We start from the raw sequence: 21,934 nt of genomic DNA on the forward strand, positions 1-21,934 counted from the left end.
GTCACGCGCTCTTCAGCCTCTCCGCGGCCGCGACCACCCGGCCGGCGATCTCGCGCTCGTCGGCGCGCGCCAGCCGCCCGTCGACCACCACGTCCTCGCCCTGGACCAGCATGCGGCGCACGCGCGGCAGCGACCCGAGCCCGAGCGCCGCCACCGGATCGGCGATCCCGGCATGCTCGACGTCGCCCAGCTCCCACAGCACCACGTCCGCGAGCTTGCCCGCCTCCAGCGAGCCGATCTCGCGCTCGCGGCCCAGCACCCGCGCGCCGCCCATGGTCGCCATCCGCAGGGCGTCGCGCACGGGCATCGCGCCGGCACCGTCGCGCAGCCGCGCGAGCAGCGCCGCCTGCCGGATCTCGGAGCCCAGGCGGCCGTGCTCGTTGGACGCCGCGCCGTCGACGCCCAGCCCCACCGGCGCGCCCGCGTTCAGCAGCGACCGGATGGGCGCGATCCCCGCGGCGAGGCGCGCGTTGGAGGACGGGCAGTGGGCCACTCCGGTGCCGGTGGCCCCGAAGCGCGCGGCGTCCTCCTCGGACAGGTGGACGCAGTGGGCCATCCACACGTCGGGACCCAGCCAGCCCAGCGACTCGAGGTAGTCGGTGGGGGACATGCCGAACCGTTCGCGGCAGAAGGCCTCCTCCTCGACCGTCTCGGCGCCGTGGGTGTGCAGCCGGACGTGGAGGTCGCGGGCCAGGGTCGCGGACTCGCGCAGCAGGTCGCTGGTGACCGAGAACGGCGAGCAGGGGGCGATCGCCACGCGCACCATCGAGTCGAAGGACCCGTCGTGATGCCGGGTGACGGCCTCCGCGGAGGCGACCAGCGCATCGTCCGTGGTCTCGACCGCGAAGTCGGGCGGCAGGCCGCCCTGCGACTCGCCCAGGTCCATCGAGCCGCGCGTGGCGTGGAGGCGCAGGCCGAGCGCGCGCGACTCGTGCGCGATCGCGCCCACGATGTCGCCGGAGCCGCGCGGGAAGATGTAGTGGTGGTCGCCCACGGTGGTGCAGCCGGAGCGCGCGAGCACGGCCATCGCCCCGGCGGCGGCCGCTCCGGCCGTGCCCTCGTCGATGCGCGACCACGTCGGGTACAGGGCGACCAGCCAGTCGAACAGGATCGAGTCCTGCGCCCACCCGCGCGTGAGCCACTGGTAGAGGTGGTGGTGGGTGTTGACCAGGCCGGGCGTGACCAGCGTGCCGGTCGCGTCGATCCGGTCGGGGAAGGCGTCGCGCACGTCGGAGGGCGCCGCGCCCTCGCCCACGGACACGATCCGCCCGCCACGGATGGCGACCCAGCCCCGCGGGAACTCGGCGCCGGCGGGGTCCATCGTCGCGACGTACCCGCCCTCGATCAGCGTGCTGCCTGCCATGTGGTCTCCCGGGGTGAGCCGCGCATCGTCCCTCTACAGGCCGGTGGCGGAGAAGTGCATCCAGTCGTCGAGGTCGGTCCAGGTGCCGCCCCACTCCCAGCCCTTGGCCTTGAAGTCCTCGATGATCTGGCGCTGGGTCTCGATCATGCCCGGCCGCAGCCAATCACGGTCGCGGTACGCGCCCGCGAGCTCGGGGAACACGTAGCCGTCGCGGACCCAGGGGTTGTGGAACGGGTTGATGTCGACGGCGAGGCCGGACGCGTGCTCGGACCACACATCGAAGCCGCCGGTGACCTTGCGGCACTCGAAGCTGATGGTGACGTTCTGGTCGCCGGTGTGGTCGCCGCGGACCTCGTCCCACGTGGTGACGCGCATCTCCTCGATGGGGAAGCGGCGCTCGTACATCGACTCGAACACGGCCGCGAGCTCCTCCGCGTGCGCGGCGTTGGTGATCATCTCGCCCGTGTGCGCCTGCTGGTCGAAGCCCCAGAACGGCATCACGATGTACGCCAGCTCCTTGGGCTTGACCGGGCACTGCTGGCGCCAGCTCGAGCGCGCGAGGACCTCCGCCGGGACGTCCGAGATCTCGACGAACCAGTCGTCCGTGACCGGGTCCGGGTAGGCCGTCGCGCCGGGCTCGAGCTGCCGGTCCTTGAGCTCGTCGGGGGTCTGCACCGGCTTGCCGAGGTCGTTGTCCTGCTTCTCCAGGACGGTGGTGCCCAGCCAGTCGGGGCGCGCGAAGGGGCGGGCGATGACGTCCACGCCGGGGTCCGGGGCGGGCTCCGGGGTGACGGTCGCGGTGATCGCGGGCTGCGGCTCCGGCGTCTCCGTCACGGTGACGCGTGCCTCGGGCTCCCCGGGCGTGGTGCAGCCGGCGAGCAGGAGGGCCGTGACGGCGAGCGGGACGGCGAGGCGCATGCGCACACGCTAGCGAGCGACGGGGGACGATGCCAGGGCCGGGTCGCGCTCGGGGCGTCGGGTTTGGTGCGTCGCGCTTCGGGCGTCGGGTGTCGGTGGGGCGTGGTGGGATAGGGGCGTGACAGACCCCACGGACCCGCGCGCACGCCACCAGGAGCTAGTCCAGGAGATCGAGGCGCACCGCCACGCCTACTACGAGCTGGACCAGCCCACCGTGTCCGACGGCGAGTACGACGCGCTCGAGCGCGAGCTGCGCGAGCTCGAGGCGCAGTGGCCGGAGCTCGCGAGCCCCGAGAGCCCCACGCAGACCGTGGGCGGCGCGGTCGCCACGGGCTTCGCGTCGGTCAAGCACCGCGAGCGGATGATGAGCCTCGACAACGCGTTCTCCCTCGAGGACGTGGAGGCGTGGCTCGCGCGCGTGGAGAAGGAGGCGGGGCCGCAGGCGGTGGTGTGCGAGCCGAAGATCGACGGGCTGTCGATCTCCCTCACGTACGAGGACGGCGTGCTGGTGCGCGGCGTCACGCGCGGCGACGGCACCACGGGCGAGGACGTCACGGCGAACGTGCGCACCATCGCGGGGCTGCCGGTCACGTTGGCCGGTCCGCACGTACCCGCGGTGGTCGAGGTGCGCGGCGAGGTGTTCCTGCCGGTCGCCGCGTTCGAGGAGCTCAACGCGCGCCTGCTCGAGGACGGCAAGGCGCCGTACGCGAACCCGCGCAACACCGCCGCCGGGTCGCTGCGCCAGAAGGATGCCTCCGTGACGGCGACGCGGCCGCTCGCGCTCACCACCTACGCGCTCGGCGCGCTCGAGTGGGGCGGCGCGGAGCCGCATCCTGCCATCGGGAGCCAGCACGGCATCTACGAGGTGCTCGCATCCTGGGGCCTGCCGGTGACGGAGCACGCGCGGGTGGTGTCCGGTGTGGCGGATGCGGCCGCCTACCTGCGGGAGCTCGAGGACAAGCGGCACGCCATGGTCCACGAGATCGACGGCGCGGTGCTCAAGGTCGACGACCGCGGCGTGCAGGGCGCTCTGGGCTCGACGTCGCGTGCGCCGCGGTGGGCGATCGCGTACAAGTTCCCGCCGGAGGAGGTGCACACCACGCTGGAGGACATCCGTGTGGACGTGGGCCGCACGGGCCGGGTCACTCCCTACGGCGTGATGACGCCGGTGCTGGTCGCGGGGTCCACGGTCACCTACGCGACGCTCCACAACGCTCACGAGGTGGCGCGTAAGGGCGTGCTCATCGGCGACACGGTGGTCCTGCGCAAGGCGGGTGACGTCATCCCCGAGATCGTCGGCCCGGTGGTCGCGGCGCGGACGGGGTCCGAGCGGGTGTGGGAGATGCCCGCCGCGTGCCCATCGTGCGGCACGCCTCTGGTGGAGCAGAAGGAGGGCGACAAGGACCTCCGGTGCCCCAACGCGGAGGGCTGCCCCGCCCAGATCGTGGACCGGATCGCGTTCATCGGCTCGCGCGGTGCCTTCGACGTCGAGGTGCTGGGCGAGAAGGCCGCCGCGGCGCTGGTGGAGTCGGGGGTGCTGCCCAACGAGGCGGGCCTGTTCGACCTCACCGAGGAGGACCTGCGGCGTGTGCCGCTGTTCGTGCTCGACAAGGATTCGAAGGTGCGCGGGGTGGAGCGGCGCGCGGGCGACCTCAGCACCAACGGCGCGAAGCTGCTCGACAACCTCGCGGCGGCGCGGACCCAGCCGCTGTGGCGGGTGGTGGTGTCGCTGTCGATCCGTCACGTGGGCCCCACCGCCTCGCGTGCGCTCGCGACGGCCTTCGGGTCGATGGACGCGATCCGGGGCGCCTCGGAGGAGGAGCTCGCGGCCGTCGAGGGCGTCGGCCCCGTCATCGCGGACGCGGTGCTGCAGTGGTTCACGGTGCCGTGGCACGTGGAGATCGTCGACCGGTGGGCCGCGGCGGGCGTGCGCATGGAGGACGAGCGCGACGAGTCCGTCGAGCGCACCCTCGAGGGCCTCACCGTGGTCGCGACGGGATCGCTCGAGGGCTTTACCCGCGACTCCGTGAAGGAGGCGATCATCTCGCGCGGAGGCAAGGCCGCATCGTCCGTCTCCAAGAAGACCGACTACGTGGTGATCGGCGCGAACGCCGGCTCCAAGGCCGCGAAGGCCGAGGAGCTGGGGGTGCCCATGCTCGACGAGGCCGCGTTCGTGCGCCTCCTCGAGGGCGGCCCCGCCGCTCTGGCCTGAAACCCTGCCGCCCTCGCAGGCCCGTGGGTAGGCTGGCTGCGAGGGGGAGGGAGGAGCCACGATGAGCAGCGCAGCATGGATCGGGATCGTTGCGGGCGTGGTGGTCCTCGTGGTGCTCGTCATCGCGATCGCGATCGCGGTGAGGAAGCGCCAGACCACCCCGCCGCCACCGCCCACGGACGCGGGGAGGGGCCCCACGGGCCAGCACCCCGACCCGGTCGAGGGCACGCCATCGGACACGTCGACGCCCCACTGGGACCGTCGCATCGATCCCCGGGAGGGTCCACAGTGAGATTCGCGGTGCGCAGGGTCGGGCCGGACGAGAAGTCCCGCCTTCAGGAGATCGGAGAGCTGACCGCTCTGGCCTACCTTGCGGATGGCCTGGTCGACCATGCGCACCCCTATCTTCCCCAGCTGCGCGACGCCACGGCGCGCGCCCAGGATGCCGAGCTGCTCGCCATGATGGACGGCGAGAAGGGCGAGGGAGCGATCGTGGGCACGATCACGCTCGTGCCGCCGGGCAGCCCGTTCATCGAGCTCGCCCAGGACGCCGAGTTCGAGCTGCGGATGCTCGCCGTGAGCCCCATCGAGCGCGGCCGAGGCATCGGCCGCACGCTCACCCAGGCCGCTATGGACCGGGCCGTCGAGCAGGGGGCCACGCGCATCGTCCTGTCGACCATGGAGACCATGCACAGCGCCCACCGGCTCTACGAGCGGATGGGCTTCGCCCGGCGTGAGGAGCTGGACTGGGTGGTGGTCGACAACCCCGACGGCACCGTGACGCGGGTGCCGCTCGAGGGCGAGGAGACGCCCGAGGGTGCGGTGCGCCTGATCGGGTACAGCTGGGAGCCGTGAGCCCGACCTCGCGCCACTAGACTCGACGCCATGTCTTCCCTTGATCGATCCGATGTGGCGCGCCTCGCCGGGCTCGCGCGCATCGACATGTCCGACGCGGACCTCGACCGCCTCTCGGGACAGCTCGCCGTGATCGTCGACGCCGTCGCCAAGGTGGCCGAGGTCGCCGGCGAGGACGTCCCCGCGACGAGCCACCCGATCCCGATGGCGAACATCCACCGCGAGGACGTGGTCCGTCCGTCGCTCGCGCAGGACGCCGCGCTGTCCGGCGCGCCCGACGCCGAGGACGGCCGCTTCCGCGTCCCCCAGATCCTGGGGGAGGAGGCGTGATGGCTGAGACTTCTGCCGTGACCGACTGGACCCGCGCCACCGCCGCACAGATGGCCGACGCCCTCGCCGCCGGCGAGGTCACCTCGGTCGAGCTGGTGCAGGCGCACCTCGACCGCATCGCCGCAGTCGACGGCCCCGTGCACGCGTTCCTCCACATCGACGCGGAGGGCGCCCTCGAGACCGCCCGCGCCGTGGACGCGGACCGTGCCGCCGGGGTCTCGCTGCCGAGGCTCGCCGGCGTGCCGATCGGCATCAAGGACGTCCTCGTGACGAAGGGCCTGCCCACCACGGCCGGCTCGCGCATCCTCGAGGGCTGGGTCCCGCCCTACGACGCGACGGTGACCCGCCGCGTCCGGGAGGCACGCATGCCGATCCTGGGCAAGACCAACATGGACGAGTTCGCGATGGGCTCCTCCACCGAGCACTCGGGCTACGGCCCCACGCACAACCCGTGGGACCTCTCCCGCATCCCCGGCGGCTCGGGCGGCGGCTCGGCCGCGGCGCTCGCGGCCTTCGAGGCGCCCCTCACCATCGGCTCGGACACGGGCGGCTCGATCCGCCAGCCCGCGTCGGTGACCGCGACGGTGGGCGTGAAGCCCACCTACGGCGGCGTCTCGCGGTTCGGCGCGATCGCGCTCGCCTCCTCGCTCGACCAGCTGGGCCCCTGCGGCCGCACCGTTCTCGACACGGCGCTCCTGCACGAGGTCATGGGCGGCCACGACGAGATGGACGCGACCTCGCTCGACGAGCCCGTCCCCGCCGTGGTGTCCGCGGCGCTCGAGGGTGCCGCCATGGACCTCACCGGGGTGAAGGTGGGCGTGGTCCGCGAGCTCTCCGGCGCGGACGGCGGCTACCAGGCCGGCGTCATGCAGCGCTTCGAGGAGTCGCTCGCGCGGCTCCGTGAGATGGGCGCCGAGGTCGTCGAGGTCTCCTGCCCGTCCTTCGAGTACGCGCTCGCGGCGTACTACGTGATCCTCCCGTCGGAGGCGTCCTCGAACCTCGCGAAGTTCGACTCGGTGCGCTTCGGGCTCCGTGTCGAGAAGTCGACGGTCGAGAAGACGATGCTCGCGACCCGCGCCGAGGGCTTCGGCGACGAGGTCAAGCGCCGCATCATCCTCGGCACCTACGCGCTGTCCGCCGGCTACTACGACGCCTACTACGGCTCGGCTCAGAAGGTCCGCACGCTGGTGCAGCGCGACTTCGACGCGGCGTTCGCGCAGTGCGACGTGCTGGTGTCCCCCACCACGCCGACCACGCCGTTCAAGATCGGCGAGCGCATCGACGACCCGCTGGCGATGTACCTCAACGACATCGCGACCATCCCCGCCAACCTCGCGGGCATCCCCGGCATGTCGCTGCCGTCGGGCCTCGCGCCCGAGGACGGGCTGCCCGTCGGCTTCCAGATCCTGGCCCCGGCGCACGAGGACGCCCGTCTGTATCGCATCGGCGCGGCGCTCGAGGCGTCGCTCGCTGCCGAATGGGGCGGCCCCTTGTCCGCGCAGGCCCCCGAGCTGGAGGTGGCCTCGTGACCACGATGACCTACGAGCAGGCGATGGAGGAGTTCGACCCGGTCTTCGGCATCGAGGTCCACGTCGAGCTCAACACCAGGACCAAGATGTTCTGCGGCTGCGCCAACGAGTTCGGTGCCGCTCCGAACACCCAGGTCTGCCCGGTGTGCCTGGGCCTGCCCGGCGCGATGCCGGTGACCAACCAGAAGGCCGTCGAGTCGGCGATCCGCCTGGGGCTGGCCCTGGGCTGCTCGATCCGCGAGTCCTCCCGCTTCGCCCGGAAGAACTACTTCTACCCGGACCTGTCGAAGGACTACCAGATCTCGCAGTACGACGAGCCGACCTGCTACGAGGGCTCCCTCGACGTGGTCCTCGACGACGGCACCGTGGTGACGGTCGCGATCGAGCGCGCGCACATGGAGGAGGACGCCGGCAAGAACACCCACGTGGGTGGCTCGGGCGGCATCCAGGGCGCCGACTACTCGCTGGTCGACTACAACCGCGGCGGCGTCCCGCTGGTGGAGATCGTGACCAAGCCCATCACGGGCATGGGTGACCGCACCGCCGAGGTCGCGCGCGCCTACGTCGCGACCATCCGCGACATCGTGCGGGGCCTGGGCATCTCGGACGGCCGCATGGAGCAGGGCTCGGTGCGCGCCGACGTCAACCTGTCGCTCCGCCCCAAGGCGGTCGCGGGGGAGTCGCAGGACGACGTCCCGTTCGGCAAGCGCTCCGAGACCAAGAACGTCAACTCGCTGCGTGCCATCGAGCGCGCGGTGCGCTTCGAGGCCTCGCGCCAGGCGTCGCTGCTGCTCGCGGGCAAGCCCGTGGTGCAGGAGACCCGTCACTGGCACGAGGACACCTCCTCGACCACGCCGGGCCGCTCGAAGGAGGAGGCGGAGGACTACCGCTACTTCCCCGAGCCGGACCTGCTGCCGGTCGAGCCGGCCCGCGAGTGGGTCGAGGAGCTCCGGGGCACCATCCCCGAGCACCCCGCCAAGATGCGGGCACGCCTGCGCGAGGAGTGGGGCTTCTCCGACCTGGAGATGCGCGACGCGGTCGCCGCGGACGCGCTGGACCTCATCGCCGCGACCGTCTCCGCGGGCACGTCGGCTCAGGCCGCGCGCAAGTGGTGGATGGGCGAGCTGTCGCGCGTCGCGAACGACCGTGAGGTCGCCCTCGCCGAGCTGCCGGTGACGCCTGCTGCGATCGCCGAGCTCCAGGGCCTGATCGACTCCGGCAAGATCAACGACAAGCTCGCGCGCCAGGCGCTCGAGGGCGTCCTCGCGGGCGAGGGCTCGCCCGCCGAGGTGGTCGCGTCGCGCGGCCTCGAGGTGGTCTCGGACGACTCGGCGCTGGAGAAGGCCGTGGACGATGCGCTGGCCGCCCAGCCCGACGTCCTCGCCAAGATCCAGGACGGCAAGGTTCAGGCCGCGGGCGCGATCGTGGGCGCGGTCATGAAGGCCACGCGTGGCCAGGCCGATGCCGGGCGGGTGCGGGAGATCATCCTGCAGCGCGCGGGCGTCGAGGGCTGATCCCGGAAGCCCTAGGAGCGCCGAGAATGCTCAGCGAGACCCCCGTTCGCCGCGTCGCGAGCGGGGGTCTCGCGCGTTCCGGCCCCGCATGCGCCCTCACCTTCGATGACGGCCCCAACGGCCTCGACACGGTGCGGCTGCTCGACTTCCTCAAGTCGCGCGGGATCCGAGCCGTGTTCGCCGTCATCGGGGAGGAGATCCTGCGGCCGTCGGGTATCTCTGCGGACGGCACTCCCATCCCTTCGGGCGCGGACGTGCTGCGACGGATCGTCGCTGACGGGCACGTGCTGTGCAACCACTCGACGTCGTACGAGGACATGGGCCAGTGGAACGCCCTCGACGTGCGCGACGACATGCTGCGCAACCTCGAGATCATCGAGGCTGCCGTGGGTGACGACGTGCCGGTGCCGTACTGGCGGGCGCCGAACGGCTCGTGGGGTGTCACCGCCCCGGTCGCCGTACGGCTCGGGATGCAGCCGCTCGATGTCGCGAACACGGTCGAGGACTGGGTCGAGCAGGACCCCGCGGTGCTCGCGTCCCGGCTGCGGCTGGCCATGGTGCCGGGGGAGCTGGTGCTGCTCCATGACGGCGGCGGCAACCGCTCCGGCACCGTCGACGCCGTCATCGAGGTCGTGAGCGAGAGGCTCGACGAGGGCTGGAGCTACGTGCTTCCGGAGATGCCGTAGGGCCACTGGCCTGAGACGCGCCCCCGCGCCCCGCAGTACGAGGGTGTCCCCACGTGTCCGGACGTGCTTGTGCGGCGCCGCCCGTGGTGGGTGGCGCCGCGGGGCGGGGTGGTTATGTGGGCGGGATGCCGGAGTGGTGGGTGTCGCGGTCGCTGCCACGGTCAGGGGCGGTGTTCCAGGGTCGGGGTGCTCCGAAGCGTGCTCGGCCGCCTTGCCAGGGTGTCCGTGTCGGGTCGACTGATGCGGGAGGAATGAACCAGATCTCGGTGTCGGTGGCTCTGATCTGCCAGCCTTGATCGTGGATCACGTGATGACAGTGGGAGCAGAGCAGGGCGCCGTTGGACAGGTCGGTGCGGCCGCCCCTGGACCAGAAGATGATGTGGTGGGCCTCTGTCCATGCCGGCGGGGCTCCGCACATCGCACAGCCCCCGTCACGCTCTCCTAGGGCGATGCGTTGGGCCTTGGAGAAGGGGCGGACCGTCCGTCCGAGCTTCAAGACCTGTCCCTTGTCGCCGATGAGGGCGGGGATGATGATCGCGGAGGCGGCCAGGCGCTGCGCGACGCTCATCCCGATAGGTGTCGAGCAGCCGTCGACCTCACCGAGACCCGTCCCGGATTCAAGGTCGGTGGCCGACGCGCGGACGACGACGGTGGTGGTGCCGAAGATCGCGGTCGTGGTTTCACAGCCGAGGGCGTGACGGGCGAGGTCCGCGAGGGCGTCGGCACGCATCTGCTCGGTGGTGCGCAGGTCCTCGCCGGGGATGTCGCGGCTGCGGCGGATCTGGTCGCCGACCATCTTGTCGATCGCCGTTTGCAGGTGAGCCGCGGTCTCGGGATCGAGCTTGCCGTCGACCACGACCATCCCTTCACGGTTCTCCCAGATCTTCAGATACCGGGCCTGACGCTTCTGCGCCTGCGTGCGCTCGTGCTGGGCGACGTCGAGGGAGGCCTTGAAGCGGCGGATCACCGCCGCGAACTTGCCCGAATCCAAACCCTGGGCACGCTTGACCAGATCGGCTGCGGCCTTCTCCTTCGCCTCATCCGTGACGTCCTCGGACAGCGAGTCGAGCATGACGAGGATCTGCGACCCGCAATCAGCCGAGATCTGTCCCGCGTCGAGCGCTTCCGTCACGATCGCGCGGTACCGCACCTGAGGAGTGGGTTGAGGATCCTCCGGCTCAGGCGGTTCGTTGTCCTCGGGATCGTCCGGGTTGTCCTCATCATCGGGATCCGGCTCGTCCGGATCGGGCTCGGGATCAGGATCGGGCGTGCCGCCCTTCTCCCGCTCTTCAAGCGCACGTCCGACCTCGATCAGCCGGAGCGCCTCGGCCTTGTGGGCTCCCATCCGCGACGCCACCAGGTCGGCCGCGCTCCGGAAGCCGTGATGCTTCGCGAGCCCACCCCCGGGCACATCCGACTGGACATCGATGTCGCGGGCCATGCGCGCGAGGACCAGGTCCATCTTTGCGGCGACCTGCGCCGCCGCACCGAACCGCTCCACCGCGTCAGGCGAGCCGCCCACGGAAGCCAGCGAACGCATCGTCCCCACCGCCACACGGGCGTCCACACACGCCGACGCGAACCCGGCGCCAGAGCCGCCGGGTAGGTCGTCGAACAGGTGTGCTGCTTCCATGTGACCATCACACCAGAGGGGTCTGACAATCACCTCAAAACGGACATCGGCGCCTGTGGAGAACTTACTCGAGCCGCGCGAGATGCTGTGCCATGTGCTGGCGGCCGAGCGTCTCGTACCCGAGGACCCACGTCCACGGCGCGAGCGCGACCACCACCAGCGCGGTCGTGAGCGACGTCCCGAGCGCCGCGAGCCCCACGCCCGCACCGACAAGAGCGATGAATCCGCCTGCGATCGCCAGGTGGAACGGGTCGAAGGTGCGCACCAGCAGCGCGTACCAGACGAACGCCAGCGCGATGAAGACGGTCAGCGGCACCGCGACGCTGAGCACGGTCGCGACGTCGCCGAGCTCGCTGTGATCCTCGATGTGAAGCGCCGCGACATGGATTCCGGCGCCCACCGCCGCGATCGCGGTGAACAGCAGGATGTGGCCGTAGGCGAACAGCGTCCAGCGGTCGCGTCGGGCGGCGAGGATCTCGGCGCGGGGGACGGAGAAGTAGGCCCACCACATGCCGAACGTGCACACCACGCCAGCGACCCCGATGAGCGCGGCGTCGGCTGACCATCCCTGCTCGTCGACCACTGCGGCGACGGCAGCGGCGGTGCCGAAGATGCCTTCGCCGAGCGCGATGATGGTGAGCAGTCCGAACCGCTCGGCGAGGTGGTGCGGGTGCCACGGGATGCGGTCCCGCGCGGCGGCCGCGAACACGAGCGTCAGCATCTCGAACGTGATCAGGCCCGCCGCGAGCACGAGTTCGACCCCGAACGGCGCGTGCAGGATCCCTGACAGGACCCACCCCGCCTGGGCGAGCGCCGTGAGCCCCGCGAGCCGGAAGCATGCGTCGCGCCGCTCCGGGTCGGCGAGTCCGGCACGGATCCACAGGACCACCATCGAGGCGCGCATGATCACGTAGCCGGCGATCACCACCTCGTTGTCGGGGCTGTGCCCCTCCGCGATCGACGCAAGGAACGCGGGCGCCCCGAGCGCCATCGCCAGCACGCCCACCATCTGCACCATGGTGAGCAGCCTGAACGCCCAGTCATCGGTGTCGTAGGCGGACGCGAACCAGGTGAAGTTGAGCCACGCCCACACGATCGCGAACATCACGAACATGAAGCCCAGCACGGCACCGCCGATCACGCCCTCGGCCAGGAGGTGAGCGAGCTCGGAGCTCGCGGCGCCGAATGCGACCACCAAGGTGAGGTCGTAGAGCAGCTCGAGCGGCGTGGCCGACCGGTGCGGCTCTCCGGGGTCTCGGCCGGTCATGGTGAGCAGTCCGCGGCGGCGCGCGGCGGGTGAGGCGTCGGGCCGGGTCGCATCGCTCATGCTCCGATGCTCGCCCAGACGGGACGATGCGTCACCCCCGAATCTCCGACGTCACCCCTTGACCTTCCATCCGACTGGAAGGATTAGCGTGCGGAGCAGCTGCCACTCCCGAGGAGGTCCCCATGGCACACGACCACGCGACCATGTCGCACGAGGCGTCGGCGGAGCACCACCAAGCCCACGACGCCGCCGCAGCCCACGCCCACCACGGCACCGACCACAGCGGTCACGCCGACCTCTTCCGGCGCCTGTTCTGGTGGAACCTCCTGCTCGCGGTCCCGGTGAGCGCGACCAGCGAGATGGTCGAGGGCTGGCTGGGCTACGACCTCCCCGGCAGCGCCTGGATCCCGCCCGTGCTCGGCACGGTCATCTACCTCTGGGGCGGCTGGCCGTTCCTCAGCATGGCCTGGCGCGACGAGATCACCGTCCGCAAGCCCGGCATGATGACCCTCATCTCCCTCGCGATCACGGTCGCGTTCCTCGCCTCGGCGGGCAGCACGCTCGGGATCGGTGACCTCAGCTTCTGGTGGGAGCTGGCCGCGCTGATCGTGGTGATGCTTCTCGGCCACTGGCAGGAGATGAAGGCCGTGGGCCAGGCTCGCGGCGCGCTCGCCGCGCTCGCCGAGCTCCTTCCGGACGATGCGGAGCGCACCACCGCGGACGGCGGCACCGAGCACGTGCGGCTGGCCGATCTGACGACGGGCGACGTGGTCGTGGTGCGTCCGGGCGGCCGGGTCCCCGCGGACGGCACCATCGTCAAGGGTCGCGCCAGCCTCGACGAGTCCATGATCACCGGCGAGTCGGCCCCCGTAGCGAAGGACGAGGGCGACCGCGTGGTCGCCGGCACCGTCGCCACCGACGGCTCCCTGCGCATCGAGGTGACCGCGACCGGCGACCAGACGGCGCTCGCCGGCATCCAGCGCATGGTCCAAGAGGCGCAGGACAGCCGCTCCGGCACCCGCAGGCTCGCCGACCGCGCGGCCGCGTGGCTCTTCTGGATCGCCCTCGCCGCCGCCGCGATCACCTTCGTCGCCCACGCCCTCGCCGGCGAGCCCGCCCAGGGCCTGTCCGCGGCCGTGTCCGTCCTGGTGATCGCGTGCCCTCACGCGCTCGGCCTCGCCATCCCGCTGGTCATCGCGATCGCCACCTCGAGCTCCGCGAGGCAGGGCATCCTCATCAAGGACACCGCGGCCCTCGAGGCCATGCGCACCATCGACGCCGTGCTGTTCGACAAGACGGGCACCCTCACCGAGGGCTCCCACGAGCTCACCGACGCCGCGACCGTCGACGGCTGGGACGAGGGCCGCATGCTCGCCCTGGTCGCCGCCGTCGAGTCCGACGCCGAGCACCCCATCGGGCGCGCCGTCGTCACCGCCGCCCGGGACCGCGGCCTCGACATCCCGATCGCGGAGGACGTCGACACCCTCCCCGGGCGCGGCGTGCGCGCCACCGTCGACGGCAGGGCCGTCGCGGTCGGCGGGCCCAGCCTGCTCGACCACCTGGGCGTCAGCGCGCCGGGCAGCCTGGACGATGCGGCGGCCGGGTGGCGCGACAAGGGTGGCGCGGTCCTCCACGTCGTGGTCGATGGGGAGGTGGTGGGCGCCTTCACCACCGCGGATCCGATCCGGCCCGAGTCCCGCCAGGCCGTGGACGCCCTCCACGCCCGGGGGATCGACGTCGCGCTCATCACCGGCGACTCCGCTGCCGTCGCGCACGCGGTCGCCGCCGAGCTCGGCATCGACGACGTGTTCGCGGAGGTCCTCCCCGACGACAAGGACAAGGCGGTCGCCGACCTTCAGGGCAGGGGCAAGCGGGTCGCGATGGTGGGCGACGGCGTGAACGATGCGCCGGCCCTGGCACGCGCCGACGTGGGCCTCGCGATCGGCGCGGGCACGGACGTGGCAATGGAGGCCGCCGGGGTGGTGCTCGCGAGCTCCGACCCGCGCGCCGTGGTGGGCGTGATCGAGCTGTCCCGCGCGAGCTACCGCAAGATGCGCCAGAACCTCGTCTGGGCGACGGGCTACAACGCCGTCGCGATCCCCGTCGCGGCGGGTGCGCTCCAGTGGGCGGGCATCACCATGCCGCCCGCCGTCGCCGCGATCGCGATGAGCCTGTCGACCATCGTGGTGGCGCTCAACGCGCAGCTGCTGCGGCGGGTGAGCCTCAGGCCCGAGGAGGCCTGAGGCTCACGCGGCCGCGCTCAGCCCTCCGCGAGCCTCTCGAGCAGCAGCGCCTGCGCGACCACCATGCGCTCGATCTCGGCGGGGTCCACCGACTCGTCGGACGCGTGGATGCGTGACTTCTCCATGTCCTCCGGACCCCACAGCACGAACTCCGCGGCCGGGCACGCCTCGTGGAGGGTCTGGAGCAGCGGGATCGACCCGCCCGACCCGACCTCGGAGGCCTCGGCTCCGAACGCCTCCTCCATCGCCGCGCGCGCGGCCTCGACGCCCGTACCGCCGCCGGGGACCAGGAACGCGGGCGCGGCCTTGATCCGCTTCACCGACACCTGCGCGCCCCACGGTGCGTGGCTCTCGAGGTGGGCGACCAGCGCGTCGAGCTCCGCCTCGGGGTTGGACCCGGGAACGATCCGCATGGAGATCTTCGCGGAGGCCTCGGGGAGGATCACATTTGACGATCCCGCGATCGAGGTGGTGTCGATGCCGATCGCGTTGATCGACGGCTTCGCCCACAGCCGGTCCGAGATGGTGCCGGTGCCGATCAGCTGGGCCCCCGGAACCAGCGGCACGCCCTCGAGGAAGCTCTCCTCGCTCTGCACCGCACCCGACCACGCGCCGCCCGAGACGCCGGCGACGGCCACGTCCCCAGCATCGTCCACCAGGCTCGACAGGAGGCGCGCGAGCGCCATCATCGCGTCGGGAGCCGCGCCGCCGAACACGCCCGAGTGGAGCGGGTGCTCGAGCGTCCGGACCGTCACCACGCAGGAGACGTCGCCGCGCAGCGCCGTGGTGAGCACGGGCTCGCCGGAGACCAGGTTGCCCATGTCGCAGATGACGAACAGGTCGCACTGGAACAGGTCGGGATTGGCCTCGACGAACTCCTCGAGGTTGCTCTCCGTCTCTTCCATGCCCTCGAGGATGAGCCGGATGGTGACCGGCGGCTGGCCGTCGAACGCGCGCAGGGTGCCCAGGTGGGTGGCGAGGCCGGACTTGTCGTCGGCGGCGCCGCGCCCGTAGAGGCGGCCGTCCTCCTTGACCGTGGGCGTGAACGGGTCGGAGGTCCAGCCCTGCGACTCCGGCGCGGGCTGCACGTCGTAGTGCGCGTACAGCACCACCACCGGCGACCCGGGAGGGCCGGGCAGCTCCGCGTAGATCGGCGGGTAGCCGTGGGGCACGTCGCCGTAGTGCGCGTCCGTGAAGCCCGCCTCGCGGAACAGCGCGAGGGTGCGCTCGGCCATGCGGTGCATGGGCTCCTCGGGATAGCCGGGGAACGCGATCGACGGGATCGAGATGAGCTCCTTGAGGTCCTCGATGACGTCGGGCATCAGCGCCCGGACCTTCTCCTGGATCTCCGCTGCGGGCATGAGGGAACGCCTTTCCGTGAGGGGGGCTAGAAGAACGCGCCGATCACCGCGCCGGCAACGATCGTAGTGACCGACAGGATGAGCATGGGCACGAAGAAGCTGTGGTCGAGCAGCTTGGTGCCGAGCCGGGTGGACCCGGTGAGGTCGAAGTTCGCGGCCGCGATCTGCGGGCCGTTGGCGGGCAGCGTGTAGACGCCGCCGAGCGCGCCGGCCCACATGCCCGTGACCACGCCCGCGGGCAGCCCCGCGGCGAGCCCGATCGGCACGATGGTGCGCGTCGCGGTCGACTGGCTGGTGGTCATCGCTGCCACCAGGAACACCGCGACCGCGAACAGGAACCGCCAGTCCGTCACCCACGCCCCGACGGTCGACACGATGTAGTCCTCGTGCGCGGAGATGAACGTGGCGGTGAGCCACGCGATCCCGAACAGCGCGATCGCGGAGATCATGCCGGCCTTGAACACCGACTGGTCCGGCACCGTCGCGACCTTGGGCCGCCCGACGAGCAGGATCACCGCGCCCACCACGAACATCACCAGGATGATGGTCGCGGTCATGTCCACCTGGGTGGTCTCGCCGTCGATGGTGAACGAGGGTCGCAGGTCGGGGAAGATCCCGAACAGCACGATCGCGACCACCCCCACCAGGAACGCGATCGCCGAGTTCCGGCCGCGCGCCGTGTAGGTGAGGTGGGACGATGCGCTGGCCCCCGCATCGTCCCCCCGCGCCTCGCGCGGTGGCAGGAGCCCCGACGCGATGCGCTCCTGGATCTCGGGGTCCTCGTCCATGTTCTTCCACATGCGGTTGACCACGAGCGCCGTGACCACGATCCCGATCATGCACGCCGGGAACGTGATCGCGAGGATCTGCGCGAGCCCGAGGTTGTACGGCGCGACGTCCGTGAGCGTGAGCATGGCCGCCATGGCGGCGGACACCGGCGACGCCGCCAGCGCGATGCCGGACTGCACCACCGTGACCGTGAGCGGCCTCGCCGGCCGGATCCCGTTCTTGTAGGAGACGTCGTAGATGACGGGCAGCAGCGGGTACACGATGTTGCCCGTGCCGGCACCCGCGCAGAACAGGAACGCGGTCAGCGGCGCGATGGTGGTGATCTGCTTGGGCCGTTTCTCGATCACGCGAGCGGCGACCGCGACCATCCAGTCGATGCCGCCCGCCGCCTGCATCAGCGCGGCCGCCGTCACCACGCCCAGGATGATCGCGATGGCCGCCGCCGGCGGCTCGCCCGGCGCCTCGCCGAACACGAAGACGAGGATGAACGTGCCCACGCCGCCCCAGATGCCCACGCCGACGCCGCCGGCGCGCGTGCCCAGCACGATCGCCCCCAGCACCACGATGGCCTCGAGCACGAAGCTGACGGTCATGTCGCCCCCTCCGGGGCCTCCGCACCCGCCGGCGATGGCCCTGGAAACGACAGTACGCGCGGGGTCCGACAGCCGCCCGGCGAGCCGCGGGCGGCCGCCTGGCGAGGGACGATGCGGCGGTCGCGGGCCTCGCCGCGCGGTGGCGGCCTCGGCGTGCCTATCCTGGCCGGAGCAGGGGCGTCGACGGCGACGGCCCGCCCACGGGAGCACCATCATGAGCACCGCACCGACCACCGGCACGCCCCTTCCCGCGCTGACCGCCGAGCAGCTGGCCGAGGTGCTGGCCCTGCTCCCCGGCAGCGACTCGGTCGAGCTCAAGGCCACCGTCCCCGGCGTCGACCGCCGCCGCGTGGTCGAGCGGCTCGGCATGGATCCGCTCGAGGCGGAGCTGCGGCAGGTCGCGTTCTTCGACACCACGGACCTCGCGCTCAACCGCGCCGGCGTGGTGGTGCGCGCGCGGCGCATCCAGAGGAAGCCGGGCGACTCCGTGGTGAAGCTGCGCCCCGTGGTGCCCGCCGATCTCAGCGAGGACCTGCGCGCGGCCGCCGGGTTCGGGGTCGAGATCGACGCGATGCCCGGGGGCTTCGTGTGCTCGGCGCGCATGAAGGCCGCGGCCGAGGACAAGGACCTGCGCCGCGTGTTCCTGGGCGACCGGCCCGTGCGACGCCTCTTCACCAAGGAGCAGCGGGCGCTGTTCGAGGCGCACGCGCCCGAGGGCGTCGACTGGGACGACCTCCGCGTCCTGGGCCCCATCACCCTGCTCAAGCTCAAGTTCGCGCCCGAGGGCTTCGCGCACCGGATGGTCGCGGAGCTGTGGGCGTACCCCGACGGCTCCCAGATCCTCGAGCTGTCGACCAAGTGCGCGCCGGACCAGGCCTTCGCGGTCGCGGCGGAGACCAAGGCCTACCTCGCGGCGCGCGGCGTCGACCTGGGCGCGCCCCAGCAGACCAAGACCCGCACCGCGCTCGAGTACTTCGCCTCCATCGACGCGTGAGACGCCCGCGGGCCCGCGGCGCGGCGCAACGCGGCGCCCGGTGACAGTTCTGGCCGCGCAGGCGACAGATCGTGAGGACCGGCGCGCCATGGCGCGCTCGCGCGTCTAGCGTCCATCGGGCGGCGCCGTATCGGTGCGCCAGGACCCGAGGAGACGCGCATGACACCCACCCGGACGCCCGCGCAGCGGTGGCGCGACTTCAGCGCCGAGCACGTGCTTGTCGCGGAGATGGTGAAGTTCTCGGGCCTGTCCTTCCTGGTCGCGGCGCTGCAGTACCTGCTGCTCACCTTCCTGCCGGTGCTGCTGTTCGAGACCACCGGGTGGGGCGCGATCCCCGCGCAGTTCCTCCACGTGCAGCTGGGGCCCATCGACACCTACGTGTTCGACTACCCGGTCACCGGCGACGCGCTCGGCGGCCTGAGCTACTTCGTGGCGTTCGTGCTGATGCTGGTGATCTCGCAGGGCGTGAACTTCCCGCTGCAGCGGAACATCGTGTTCCGCTCCAACGGCCGGATCGCGTTCCAGCTCGCCTGGTACGTGGTCGCGCTCGTGCTCATCACCATCGCGTGCAGCTTCCTCATGAGCCTCTACGTGCCGCTCGTGCGCGAGTGGGTCGACCCCTCGATCTACAATCTGCTGGTGACGGTCATCAACGGCGGGGTCCAGCTGCTCATCTACTTCCCGGTGTTCAAGATCATCTTCCCGTCGGAGCCCGCGGTCGAGGCCGCGCCCGCCGCCGAGGAGCCTGTCACCGCCCAGGCGTAGGCCCGCACGGCACGAAGCCCCCACGGCCCCGAACAGGAGAGGGACCGTGAGGGCTTCGCCACGGCGCGGCGGCCGCGGCCGCCGGGTGATGCGACCCGGCTAGGCCACGTATGCGGTTGCCGCCGCGTCGTACGCGTCCCGGATGCCGGGGCGCGAGTCCTGGGCAGGTGCTGCCACCACCGCGAGCGGCCACTCGGGACGCGTGCCCGTGAGGGCCCACGCCGCCTGCACGGCCGCTCCCGCGGCAACGTACTCGCCCGGCTCGGGGATCTCCACCGGCACGTCGAACACCTGCGCCGCGATGGCCTGCACGGCGGGGTTCTGCGCCGCGCCGCCCACGAGCAGCAGGCGCTTGGCCGCGACGCCCTGCGCGAGGATCGCGTCGAGCCCCACGCCCTGCGCGCACAGCATGCCCTCGATGGCCGCGCGCGCGAGGTTCTCCCGCGTGGTCGAGGCGAGTGTCAGACCCGTGAGCGACGCTGTGGCGGTGGGGAGGTTGGGCGTGCGCTCGCCCTCGAAGTACGGGACGAGCGTGGCGCCGTCGGCGCCGGGCGAGGCCGCCAGCGCGAGCTCGCCGAGCTCGTCGTGGGTGACGCCGAGCACGCGCGCGAAGGAGTCGAGCACGCGTGCCGCGTTGAGCGTGCACACCAGGGGAAGGAGCTCTCCCGATGCGGATGCGAAGCCCGCCACCGTGCCGGTCGGGTCCGGCACGGACGTCTCGGTCACGGCGAACACCGTGCCCGACGTGCCGAGCGAGATCACCACGTCGCCCACGGTGGCGCCCAGCCCCAGGCCCGCGGCGGCGTTGTCGCCCGCGCCGGGGCCCACCAGGCAGTCGTCGCGACCCGCGATGCCGGCGTGGACCGTGCCCGCGCTCTCGCCGGGGCCGAGCACCCGCGGGACCACCGCATCGCGCCCCAGCGCGGCGACCAGGAGGTCGCGGTCGTACTCGCCCGTGGCGGCGCTCCAGTAGCCCGTCCCCGACGCGTCGGAGCGGTCCGTGGTGAGCTCCTCGAGCACGGGGCCCAGGGGGGACGATGCGGCGGTCCCGTAGCCGCGCAGCCGCCAGGTGAGCCAGTCGTGGGGGAGGGCGACGGCCGCCACACGCGCCGCGAGGGCGGGCTCGTGGTCGCGCAGCCAGCGCAGCTTGGTCGAGGTGAAGGAGGCGACGGGCACCAGGCCGGTGCGCTCCGCGAGGGCCTCGGCGCCGAACTCGGAGATGAGGTCCGCGGCGGCGCCGGCGGAGCGGGTGTCGTTCCACAGCAGGGCGTCGTGGACCGCCGTGCCCGAGGCGTCGAGCGCGACCATGCCGTGCTGCTGACCGCCCACCGAGATCGCCGCGACGTCGGCCAGGCCGCCGGCCTGCTCGATCGCGCTCAGCAGCGCGTCCCACCATCGCTCGGGGTCCACCGCGGTGCCGTCGGGGTGCGAGGCGCGACCCTGCCGGACCACGGCTCCGGTCTCGAGGTCGCGGATCACCACCTTGCAGGACTGGGTGGAGGAGTCGACTCCGGCGACGAGCGTCATGGGCGGGGCCTTTCGGTGCGGTGGTGCGGTGCGGTGGTGCAGGGCGGTGATGCGGTGAGGGAGAGGGGTGCGCCCCGGCCGCCCCAAGGAGGAAGGGCGGCCGGGGCGCGGCTACCGGGCCGGGCCCGGTGGAGGGAGGGTCAGCGTGCGCCCATGAGGTGCTCGACGGCGAGCTGCTGGAGACGGACGAACCCGAATCCCTTGCCGTCGAAGTAGGCGTCCGCGTCGAAGTCCTCGTACGTGGAGCGGTCGGCGAGCAGGTCCGCGACGGACTCGCCCTCGCCCAGCGTGGTCTTCGCGAGCTGGTGCTGCTTGGTGGCCGCGATGGCCTCCTGCACCTCGGGGTCGGCGCGGAATGCGGCCGCGCGCTCCTTGAGGATGAGGTACATGCGCATGTTCGCCTTCGCGGACTCCCACACGCCGTCGATGTCCTCGGTGCGCGAGGGCTTGTAGTCGAAGTGGCGGGGGCCGGTGTAGGCGTTGCCGCCGTTCGGGCCGCCGTTCTCGAGGAGGTCCACCAGCGCGAACGCGTTCTGCAGGTCGCCGTGGCCGAACACCAGGTCCTGGTCGTACTTGATGCCGCGCTGACCGTTGAGGTCGATGTGGAACAGCTTGCCGTGGTCCAGCGCCTGCGCGATGCCGGCGGTGAAGTTGAGGCCGGCCATCTGCTCGTGGCCCACCTCGGGGTTGAGGCCCACCATCTCGGGGTGGTCGAGCGTGTTGATGAACGCCATCGCGTGACCCACCGTGGGCAGCAGGATGTCGCCGCGGGGCTCGTTGGGCTTGGGCTCGATCGCGAACTTGATGTCGTAGCCCTTCTCCAGCACGTACGCGCCGAAGATGTTGGCGGCCTCGCGGTAGCGCTCGAGCGCGACGCGGATGTCCTTCGAGAAGTCGTACTCGGCGCCCTCGCGGCCGCCCCACATGACGAACGTGGTGGCGCCCAGCTCCGCGGCCAGGTCGATGTTGCGCAGGATCTTGCGCAGCGTGAAGCGGCGCACGTCGCGGTCGTTGGAGGTGACGCCGCCGTCCTTGAACACCGGGTGGGAGAACGTGTTGGTGGTGATCATCGGGATCTTCATCCCGGTCTCCTCGCACGCCTTCTTGAGTGCGTCGATCGCGGCCCGGCGGTCCGCGTCGGAGGACCCGAACGGGAACAGGTCGTCGTCGTGGAAGGTCATGCCGTAGGCGCCCAGCTCGGCGAGCTTGTGGATCGCCTCGACCGTGTCGAGCGGTCCGCGGCTGCCCGGCCCGAACGGGTCGTTGCCCGGCCAGCCGATGGTCCAGAGGCCGAACGTGAACTTGTCGGCAGGGGTGGGGGTGAAGGACATCACGTCTCCAGTCGTCGTCGAGCG

At 71.9% G+C, this 21,934-nt stretch carries 18 protein-coding genes; 10 read left to right on the top strand and 8 right to left on the bottom strand.

Annotated features, from left to right (window positions below):
• Position 1: 1 nt before the first annotated feature.
• Positions 2 to 1,363 (bottom strand): 8-oxoguanine deaminase, encoded by a 1,362-nt coding sequence (locus tag AOM05_RS11970; RefSeq protein WP_062522558.1) that lies wholly within the window; start codon positions 1,361 to 1,363, stop codon positions 2 to 4.
• A 33-nt stretch (positions 1,364 to 1,396) separates the two neighbouring features.
• Positions 1,397 to 2,281, bottom strand: coding sequence for a M15 family metallopeptidase (locus tag AOM05_RS11975; RefSeq protein ID WP_062522560.1), 885 nt, complete (start codon positions 2,279 to 2,281; stop codon positions 1,397 to 1,399).
• Between the two features lie 118 nt (positions 2,282 to 2,399).
• Between AOM05_RS11975 and ligA the strand changes: the two genes are divergently transcribed.
• From ligA to AOM05_RS12010, 7 genes are all read left to right on the top strand, one after another.
• Positions 2,400 to 4,493, top strand: a complete 2,094-nt coding sequence (gene ligA / locus AOM05_RS11980) for an NAD-dependent DNA ligase LigA (protein WP_062522562.1) — start codon at positions 2,400 to 2,402, stop codon at positions 4,491 to 4,493.
• A gap of 61 nt (positions 4,494 to 4,554) precedes the next feature.
• Entirely contained in the window at positions 4,555 to 4,785 is a 231-nt protein-coding gene (locus AOM05_RS14660; RefSeq protein ID WP_062522564.1) for a DUF6479 family protein, read from the top strand.
• Entirely contained in the window at positions 4,782 to 5,348 is a 567-nt protein-coding gene (locus AOM05_RS14035; protein ID WP_228373293.1) for a GNAT family N-acetyltransferase, read from the top strand. Before AOM05_RS14660 ends, AOM05_RS14035 begins: the two co-directional genes overlap by 4 nt.
• Positions 5,349 to 5,378: 30 nt before the next feature.
• A complete protein-coding gene (gene gatC / locus AOM05_RS11995; RefSeq protein WP_062291186.1) occupies positions 5,379 to 5,678 on the top strand; it encodes an Asp-tRNA(Asn)/Glu-tRNA(Gln) amidotransferase subunit GatC in 300 nt (99 codons plus the stop codon).
• Entirely contained in the window at positions 5,678 to 7,207 is a 1,530-nt protein-coding gene (gene gatA, locus AOM05_RS12000) for an Asp-tRNA(Asn)/Glu-tRNA(Gln) amidotransferase subunit GatA (protein ID WP_228373294.1), read from the top strand. Before gatC ends, gatA begins: the two co-directional genes overlap by 1 nt.
• A gap of 5 nt (positions 7,208 to 7,212) precedes the next feature.
• On the top strand, positions 7,213 to 8,721 hold the full coding sequence (gene gatB, locus AOM05_RS12005) for an Asp-tRNA(Asn)/Glu-tRNA(Gln) amidotransferase subunit GatB (protein ID WP_062522669.1): 1,509 nt from the start codon (positions 7,213 to 7,215) through the stop codon (positions 8,719 to 8,721).
• Between the two features lie 26 nt (positions 8,722 to 8,747).
• Positions 8,748 to 9,407, top strand: coding sequence for a polysaccharide deacetylase family protein (locus AOM05_RS12010; protein ID WP_062522568.1), 660 nt, complete (start codon positions 8,748 to 8,750; stop codon positions 9,405 to 9,407).
• 112 nt (positions 9,408 to 9,519) lie between these two features.
• Here the strand turns inward: AOM05_RS12010 and AOM05_RS12015 are convergent, their stop codons facing one another.
• On the bottom strand, positions 9,520 to 11,040 hold the full coding sequence (locus AOM05_RS12015; RefSeq protein WP_062522570.1) for an HNH endonuclease: 1,521 nt from the start codon (positions 11,038 to 11,040) through the stop codon (positions 9,520 to 9,522).
• Positions 11,041 to 11,104: 64 nt separating this feature from the next.
• Positions 11,105 to 12,367, bottom strand: coding sequence for a low temperature requirement protein A (locus AOM05_RS12020; protein WP_062522572.1), 1,263 nt, complete (start codon positions 12,365 to 12,367; stop codon positions 11,105 to 11,107).
• A 122-nt stretch (positions 12,368 to 12,489) separates the two neighbouring features.
• Between AOM05_RS12020 and AOM05_RS12025 the strand changes: the two genes are divergently transcribed.
• Complete coding sequence (locus AOM05_RS12025) at positions 12,490 to 14,550, top strand: heavy metal translocating P-type ATPase (protein WP_228373295.1); 2,061 nt, start codon at positions 12,490 to 12,492, stop codon at positions 14,548 to 14,550.
• A gap of 17 nt (positions 14,551 to 14,567) precedes the next feature.
• Here AOM05_RS12025 and AOM05_RS12030 read toward each other — a convergent pair whose 3' ends face one another.
• Positions 14,568 to 15,911: a M20/M25/M40 family metallo-hydrolase gene (locus AOM05_RS12030; RefSeq protein ID WP_062522573.1), complete on the bottom strand. Its 1,344-nt coding sequence runs from the start codon at positions 15,909 to 15,911 to the stop codon at positions 14,568 to 14,570.
• A 26-nt stretch (positions 15,912 to 15,937) separates the two neighbouring features.
• Positions 15,938 to 17,293: an anaerobic C4-dicarboxylate transporter family protein gene (locus AOM05_RS12035; protein ID WP_062522576.1), complete on the bottom strand. Its 1,356-nt coding sequence runs from the start codon at positions 17,291 to 17,293 to the stop codon at positions 15,938 to 15,940.
• A 214-nt stretch (positions 17,294 to 17,507) separates the two neighbouring features.
• On the opposite strand from AOM05_RS12035, the gene AOM05_RS12040 reads away from it, so the two are divergent.
• Both AOM05_RS12040 and AOM05_RS12045 read left to right on the top strand, forming a co-directional pair.
• Positions 17,508 to 18,287: a hypothetical protein gene (locus AOM05_RS12040; protein ID WP_062522578.1), complete on the top strand. Its 780-nt coding sequence runs from the start codon at positions 17,508 to 17,510 to the stop codon at positions 18,285 to 18,287.
• Positions 18,288 to 18,446: 159 nt separating this feature from the next.
• Positions 18,447 to 19,052, top strand: a complete 606-nt coding sequence (locus AOM05_RS12045; protein ID WP_062522580.1) for a hypothetical protein — start codon at positions 18,447 to 18,449, stop codon at positions 19,050 to 19,052.
• Between the two features lie 99 nt (positions 19,053 to 19,151).
• Here AOM05_RS12045 and xylB read toward each other — a convergent pair whose 3' ends face one another.
• Positions 19,152 to 20,579 (bottom strand): xylulokinase, encoded by a 1,428-nt coding sequence (gene xylB / locus AOM05_RS12050; RefSeq protein ID WP_062522582.1) that lies wholly within the window; start codon positions 20,577 to 20,579, stop codon positions 19,152 to 19,154.
• A gap of 140 nt (positions 20,580 to 20,719) precedes the next feature.
• Complete coding sequence (xylA, locus tag AOM05_RS12055; protein WP_062522673.1) at positions 20,720 to 21,910, bottom strand: xylose isomerase; 1,191 nt, start codon at positions 21,908 to 21,910, stop codon at positions 20,720 to 20,722.
• Between the last annotated feature and the right edge of the window lie 24 nt (positions 21,911 to 21,934).

The organism is Demequina silvatica (genome assembly GCF_000971215.1).
Taxonomy (GTDB): domain Bacteria; phylum Actinomycetota; class Actinomycetes; order Actinomycetales; family Demequinaceae; genus Demequina; species Demequina silvatica.